This is a genomic window from Desulfobacula sp. (assembly GCF_021107415.1).
Genome location: NZ_JAIOSW010000464.1, coordinates 1 through 7,360, shown reverse-complemented (window position 1 = coordinate 7,360; position 7,360 = coordinate 1). Strand labels below are relative to the sequence as shown.

At 42.8% G+C, this 7,360-nt stretch carries 8 protein-coding genes; all 8 read left to right on the top strand.

The features are described 5' to 3' along the window. Positions 1–610: PLP-dependent aminotransferase family protein (locus K8S13_RS23375; protein ID WP_291466138.1), on the top strand; the 610-nt coding region annotated here is incomplete at its 5' end. A gap of 64 nt (positions 611–674) precedes the next feature. After that, positions 675–1,565, top strand: a complete 891-nt coding sequence (locus K8S13_RS23370; protein WP_291466137.1) for an ABC transporter ATP-binding protein — start codon at positions 675–677, stop codon at positions 1,563–1,565. 89 nt (positions 1,566–1,654) lie between these two features. Then, positions 1,655–2,377 (top strand): ABC transporter permease subunit, encoded by a 723-nt coding sequence (locus K8S13_RS23365; RefSeq protein WP_367172852.1) that lies wholly within the window; start codon positions 1,655–1,657, stop codon positions 2,375–2,377. A gap of 81 nt (positions 2,378–2,458) precedes the next feature. Continuing rightward, positions 2,459–3,754 carry an MFS transporter gene (locus K8S13_RS23360; RefSeq protein WP_291466135.1) on the top strand — a complete coding sequence of 432 codons (1,296 nt, stop codon included), beginning with the start codon at positions 2,459–2,461 and terminating at the stop codon, positions 3,752–3,754. A gap of 194 nt (positions 3,755–3,948) precedes the next feature. Continuing rightward, positions 3,949–5,205 carry a DEAD/DEAH box helicase gene (locus K8S13_RS23355; RefSeq protein ID WP_291466134.1) on the top strand — a complete coding sequence of 419 codons (1,257 nt, stop codon included), beginning with the start codon at positions 3,949–3,951 and terminating at the stop codon, positions 5,203–5,205. 29 nt (positions 5,206–5,234) lie between these two features. Next, positions 5,235–5,801, top strand: coding sequence for a flavodoxin family protein (locus K8S13_RS23350; protein ID WP_291466133.1), 567 nt, complete (start codon positions 5,235–5,237; stop codon positions 5,799–5,801). A gap of 158 nt (positions 5,802–5,959) precedes the next feature. Then, on the top strand, positions 5,960–6,226 hold the full coding sequence (locus tag K8S13_RS23345) for a hypothetical protein (RefSeq protein WP_291466132.1): 267 nt from the start codon (positions 5,960–5,962) through the stop codon (positions 6,224–6,226). A 6-nt stretch (positions 6,227–6,232) separates the two neighbouring features. After that, positions 6,233–7,360, top strand: a 1,128-nt coding sequence (locus K8S13_RS23340) for a class I adenylate-forming enzyme family protein (protein WP_291466131.1), incomplete at its 3' end; no start/stop codon positions are given.

The following is a 7,360-nucleotide window of genomic DNA, read 5'->3' as shown; positions in this document are numbered from 1 at the left end:
TAGTCACGGCATCCCTTTGATTGAAGATGATATTTATTCAGAGCTGTATTATGAGAAACAGCGGCCATTGCCTTTAAAATATTTTGATACAAAAGACCTTGTTGTCACCTGCTCATCATTTTCAAAAACGCTTGCTCCGGGTTTACGGGTTGGCTGGGTGATTCCGGGTAAAAAATTTCGAAAAGAGATATTAAAAATTAAATCCGGGATGTCAATTACAACTTCAACCCTTGACCAGTACATTCTGGCAAAATTCATCGAAACAGGTCTATACGATAAACACCTGAGGCGGTTTAGAAATATATTGAGAAAACAGCTCCATCTTGTTGTAAAGGCAATTGACAAATATTTTCCAAAAGGGATACGAATGGTCATTCCTAAAGGTGGGTTTTTGCTTTGGATTCAACTGCCTAAAGGGGTGAGCAGTGTTGAACTTTATCGGAGCCTGCTGGGGGAAGATATTGTCATCCTGCCGGGCCCTGTCTGTTCTTCTTCACAAGGATTTGAAGGGTACATAAGGTTAAGTTGCGGGTCCCCTTTTGATGAGGGAATGGAAAATGCGTTAAAGACAATCGGGCATTATATTAAATTGAGCATGAAAAATAGATGACTCGTGCATTAGCTAAATTAAGATATATATAACTTTGATGTTAATAGAGAATATTTTTTAGAAAATGGAATCAATAATAAAAATCAGTCAGTTAACAAAATATTATGGTAAATCCCGGGGAATAGAAGATTTAAGCCTGAGCATTACTAAAGGTGAAATTTTTGGTTTTCTTGGACCCAATGGAGCTGGAAAATCAACTACTATTCGCCTTATGTTGAACTTGCTGCGCCCTTCTTCCGGAGAAGTAAAAATTTTTAATAAAAATGTACAAAAACATTATACAAAAATTTTTAAGAATATTGGTAATGTTCCCGGTGAGTTAAAATTATATGAAGAACTGACCGGCAATTATTTTTTAAACTACATGAACAAGTTTTCCCATCAAGAACCAAAATGGCAGAATGAATTAATTGATGCATTTCATCTAAGCGATGCAGATTTAAATAAAAAAATCAAACAGTACTCCCATGGTATGAAACAAAAATTGGGTATCATACAAGCCCTGCAGGATGACCCGGAACTGATTATTATGGATGAGCCTTCGGAAGGACTTGATCCCATGAATAAAAATATTCTGTATGATTATCTGGAAAAATTTAAAAAAGCAGGAAAAACAATCTTTTTCTCTTCACATTATCTTGCCGAGGTGGAAAAAATATGCGACCGGGTGGGTCTGGTGAAAAATGGTAAATTAATCACAGAAGAATCTATATCATCTTTAAAAGAAAAGATGGTTCGGCGGTTAGAAGTCATATTTGCACAACCGGTTTCAGGAGAAGATTTTGATCTGCAAAACACGGATATCCTGGAACAGGATTCTCATCGACTGGTTCTTAATGTAAGGGGAAATATTAATTTATTATTAAAACAAATAACTAAATATGAAGTAAAGAACCTGGTTTTCCCCGAGCCATCGCTTGAGGAAACTTTTATGACCTTCTACAAAAAGGAATAAAAGTTATAATGCTCAAATATTTTTCTCATTTAAAAAAAATATTGTTGGACCAAAAATATAATTTAATCATTTTAACACTGTTTTGTTTTATGTTTGAATTAATATTTGCCTGGGTGTTTTTCGAATCAGAAATAAGCGAAGTTGTCGTATCATTTATGAAAATGCTTCCTTCTGCCTTCACGGCTTTTCTCGGAATACAAGGCGGAACACCACAATTTGCCACACAAATGCTGGCGTTTGGATATACGCATCCCATCATTATCATCAGTCTTGCTTTTCTGCAGGTCAGTATTCCGGCCCGGTATATTGCAGGGGAAATTGAATTAAAAACTTTTGATATTTTATTAACCAAACCCATCAAACGATTTATTATCCCTTTGAGTATTTTTTCATTTCTGATGATTTCTTTGGGCTTGCAATTTGCAGCAATGTTTTTAGGAACAATTGCAGGTGATTTTTATTTTGATTTGCAGATTAATATGGCAGATTATGCAAAAGCAGCTTTTGTTGGTTTTGTTTTCTTTTTAAGCATGGGTTCAATCGGGATAGCTATTTCTACATTTCAGATTGAAAAAGGAAGAGCATTAAGCAAAGCGATTGGTCTATTCGTATTTTTGTATTTTTTTGATACGATTATTAAATTAAGCAAATCTCTGGAAAATTTAGGTTCATACAGTTATTTCCAACTATATCAGCCGGGAAAAATAGTTCAGAACCAGGCCGATGCAGGAACATGCATCCTGATTTCATTGTTTATCTCGGCTGTGTTTTTTATTATTGCGATTGTACAATTTAACCGGCGGGATTTATAGCGCATTTTAAATTCAAGGCCGGCTATATGACATAGATGTTTCAAGGATATAAGCATTGTATAAGGAGAAACATTGATATCAATGAAAACAAATAAACTGACCGGGCCGCCTATGACATTGGCCTGGTTTATCTGGGGCCTGGGTGCTCTTTTTTATCTGGCCGGATTTTTTCAGCGGGTAGCCCCGGCAGTCATGACCCAGGAACTGATGCAGGATTTTCATATCTCTGCTTCGGGTCTGGGACATCTGTCCGGTCTTTATTTTTATGCCTATGTGGCCATGCAGATTCCCACGGGGATACTGGCCGACACCCTGGGGCCAAGAAAACTTTTGACCGCTGGTTGTCTGGTAGCAGGCCTGGGCACCCTTTTGTTTGCCCTGTCACCGGGATTTTTCTGGGCAGGACTTGGCCGGCTTCTCATTGGCGGGTCCGTGGCGGTTGCCTTTGTGGGACTGTTAAAGCTTTCCTCTTCCTGGTTTCCTAAAAATTTTTATGCCTTTGTCGCAGGCAATGCCCTGTCCATCGGGCTCATTGGTGCCGTAACCGCAGGACCTCCTTTAAGGTTTCACATGGATACCTTCCACTGGCGGCAGGTCATTGGCGTCACTGGCGTGATGACTCTTGTGCTGGGCGGGCTCATCTGGTTTGTTGTCAGGGACTGGCCCCAGGAAAAGGGATATCCGGGCTTTACAAAAAAAATACCCACGCCTGCATCATTATCTGTCCGCATAATCCAACAGGGTCTTTTCAATGTGTTAAAATATCGGAATACTTGGCTTTTGTTTGTCATTCCCGGTGGGATTGTGGGGTGTATCCTTACTTTTTCCGGTCTGTGGGGGGTGCCCTATCTGATCACCCACCATCAGTTGAACCCGGGCAGGGCAGCTGCCTTGAGTTCTGTTTTGCTCATTGGCTGGGCCCTGGGAGCCCCTGTTTTTGGGTGGCTGTCCGATCGGATGGGAAACCGTAAACCCTTGTATATTCTTGGAAGCATGGTGGTGGCCCTGGGATGGTCATTGATCCTGTTCCGGGAAAACCTTTCCTTGTCTCAACTGGTCATGGCCCTGTTTGTTACCGGTTTTTTTTCCGGCTGTATGATCTTAAGTTTTGCCTTTGCCATGGAATCGGTTCCTTTGTCCTTGTCCGGAACTGTTTCCGGCCTGATCAATATGGGAGTAATGATGGGTCCCATGTTGCTCCAGCCGGATGTGAGCAGGTTAATGGATAATAATTGGACAGGTCAGCTGGTCAACGGGGCAAGAGTCTATTCCCTTGACGCCTATGAGGTCGGATTTATACCCATGATGGCATGGATCATTTTATCTGTCCTGCTCTTATTTTTTACCAGAGAGACCCATTGCCGTCAGATAGCCTGAAATAAAAATGTGATTTGAGGCTTGTGTTTAAAAATTTTTATGATATACTGCCTTTTTTTGTAGTACCATCCGATCGGTACCTGAAGTGTTGTGGTTGATTCCTTTCTTGTTTGACTCAATCCTTACAAAATTTATCATCTCCGCCTAGATCGGCCCCTGTGACATGGGGTGGGCTTTGACAGGAGTAATACTATATGTCATTTAAAAAACTGGGTCTTCGGACCGATTTGCTCAGTGCTGTTGAGGCACAGGGTTACACTATTCCCACACCTATCCAGGCCCGGGCGATTCCCGTGGTCATTGAAGGCAGGGATGTTCTTGCCGGTGCTCAAACCGGTACCGGAAAAACGGCGGCTTTTGCCTTGCCGATTCTCCAGCGTTTAAGCGAATCAAAAAAGAAGGTTCGTCACCCACGCGCTCTTATCCTGGCACCCACCCGAGAGCTTGCGGCCCAGGTTGGCGAAAGCTTTGAAACATACGGCAGGCATTTGTCTCTTCGCACTATAGTGATTTTTGGCGGGGTAAAAATCAATCCCCAGATTACAAAATTGAGACAGGGTGTGGATATCCTGGTGGCAACACCTGGAAGGCTGTTGGATCATTTAGGCCGGAAAACGCTGGATTTATCCCGGGTTGAGGTTCTGGTTCTGGATGAGGCTGACCGGATGCTGGACATGGGGTTTGTCCACGATATTCGGAAGGTGATCAAATGCCTTCCCGTAAACCGCCAGAATATGCTTTTTTCCGCCACTTATTCAAATGAGATCAAGCAACTGGCCGGCGGATTGCTGGACAATCCGGCTCTGATTGAAGTCTCCCGCCGGAACACGGCAGCCAAAGGGGTGACCCAGAGGGTGTACCAGGTGTCCCAGGCAGATAAACGGTTCCTGCTTTCGAGCCTGATCCGGAACGGCAAATGGAGTCGAGCCCTGGTGTTTACCCGGACCAAGCACAGAGCCAATAAGTTGACAAAACAGCTTTTGAGTGATGGTGTCAGTGCCGCTGCTATTCACGGCAACAAAAGCCAGGCTATCCGGACACGGGCGCTTGCTGATTTTAAAAGCGGTGCTGTTCAGACTCTTGTGGCCACGGATATTGCCGCCCGGGGTCTGGATATCCAGCAGCTTCCCCACGTGGTCAATTTTGATCTTCCCCATGTTCCGGAAGATTATATACACAGGATTGGCCGTACCGGCCGTGCTGGTGCCAATGGTATTGCCCATTCCCTGGTAAGTGCCGAAGAACAGAATCTTCTGGTGGGAATCGAGCGTCTCCTGAAACTGCAGATTCCGGTGAAAAAATCCGGAATTCAAATGCCCAAGGCTGTTTCAACACCGACACCGGTAGTTGTCCGGAAAAATATGCAAAAGGCCAGGAAACGAAGGGGAAATTCCAGCTGGCTTCCTTCCGGTCTCAAGTCAATGAAACAAGCCGGTAGAAGGGCACGATAAAAAAATATGATTGAATCAAAGGAGTTACAATGAAAATAACGATACTACAGGGCAGTGCCAGGAAAAAAGGCAACACTGCCAGGGTACTTTCCTGGGTTGAAAAAGAACTTATATCCCTGGATCATGAAGTTGAGACTATCTACTTGAATTCCCAAAACCTGAACGGATGTATGGGATGTGCCAAATGCAAGGAAAAACCCGATACAACAGGATGTATTCAAAAAGATGATGTACCTGAAATTCTGGGAAAAATGGTTAGTTCACAACTGGTTATCTTTGCCTCTCCATTATATTTCTGGGGCTTTACTGCCCAGATCAAGGCAGTGATTGACAGAACTTACAGCCTGTATACAAACTATCATCAGCCCGGTCATGCATCTCTTGTAGCCGGACAGCGCCAGGCTCTTTTGGTTACAGGTGCCGGACCCTATGAAAATAATGCAGAAGGCGTGTTTGCGGCTTTCGGACGTATGCAAAATCCTCACAAGGCAGTTAATGTTGGTGAGCTTTATATTGGTTTGTGCACAAGTCCTGATAAGCTCAATGATTCAGTTCAACAGCAGGCGATTGAATTTGCCCGAAAGATTGTTGCCTGATCAGTTTATTAGATAAAATCTAAAATGTTTTGTATGGGGAGGTGGTTTCATCCGCCTCCCTTTTTTTAAATTTGTTTTACATCATCTGCTGTCATTTGCTAAGATCATTTTGATAAAATTAAGTATTATTCAAATATCATATGGTTTTGGGGGAAAGTATGGAATCCATCCAGGCACAATTTGAAGAAAAGTCAAAAAAAATCACCATTAAAAAGGATGCCGAAAAAGAAGACTGGGCAGTGGTCTGCCAAAGATTCAATGATGATGTATCCCGTATCTGCGATGTTGCAGACCAGGAAGATTATACCGGACTGTTTGAGTGTTTTGATGATAATAACAAACGGTTTTTCTATCTGGTAAAGGAAGACAAGAATTTATACCGGATGAAGCATAAACATTTCTTTGATAATCTCGGGTTAAAGTAAAAAATAATGATTAAATCCATGAATATTGCCTGGTGGGTGCAGCGATGGGCTGAACTGACACCGGACAAACCTGCGATTATATTTGAAGAACAGACCATTTCTTACCAGGTGCTTTGCAGGCGGGCGGACCGGACAAGCTGCTGGCTTCAGTCCATCGGGATTGAAAAGGGTGACCGTGTGGCCGTGATGCTTAATAATTGTCCTGAATTTCTTGATTTGTTTCTTGCATGTGCCAGGCTTGGTGCCATTTTTGTCCCTTTAAATTTTCGGGTTACATCGGTTGAATTGGATTATTTTATTAAAAATTGTCGTCCAAGACTTTTTGTCCACGGGGATGGACTTGCCGATGCAGTGAATGCACTTGAGCTGGAAAGTTATCTACCCCCTCTTATGGTGGCGGTTGTGGGAAAAGCTCAGTTCAATAAAAGGGTATTTGATTTTGTTAAAGGAACAAAGAAATATGACGGGAAGCGGGCTTTTCTGACAAGGAGCCTTGGCCCTGCAGATCCCGAAGAACCCCAGGTGATTATGTATACATCCGGCACAACCGGAAAGCCAAAGGGTGCTGTTTTGACTCATCGGAAAACATTTTTTAACTGTTTGAATGCAGATATTTTTTTCAAACTTCATTTCAGTGATATCATGCTGATTTTTCTTCCTTTGTTTCATTCCGGCGGTCTTTTTATCCAGGCAGCTCCGAGTTTTTATAAAGGGGCGACCATTGTTCTTCACAGGAAATTTGATCCTGTCCGGATTTACAGGGATATTGAAAAATATCGGGTTACCAAATTCTTAGGTGTTCCCACGGTATACAGAGAACTGTTAAAAGTAAATCCTGAAAAGCGAAAAAATATTTCCTCTTTGCGGGTCTGTGCCGGTGGTGGGGAAAAACTTAACCAGGATCTGATTAAAAAATGTGCCGATGCCGGTCTATCCTTCCGCCAGATCATGGGTCAGACAGAAACCTCCATCCTGTTATGGGCGTCTGAAGATGATCCCTTAAAAAAGCCGGGAACTGTGGGACGACCTGTTTTCCATGCAGAGGTCTCCATTCTGGATGAACGGGGGAAAAAGGCAAAGCCGGGTGAAATAGGCGAGATCGTTGTCCGGGGGTCTATCATGATGAAAGAGTAT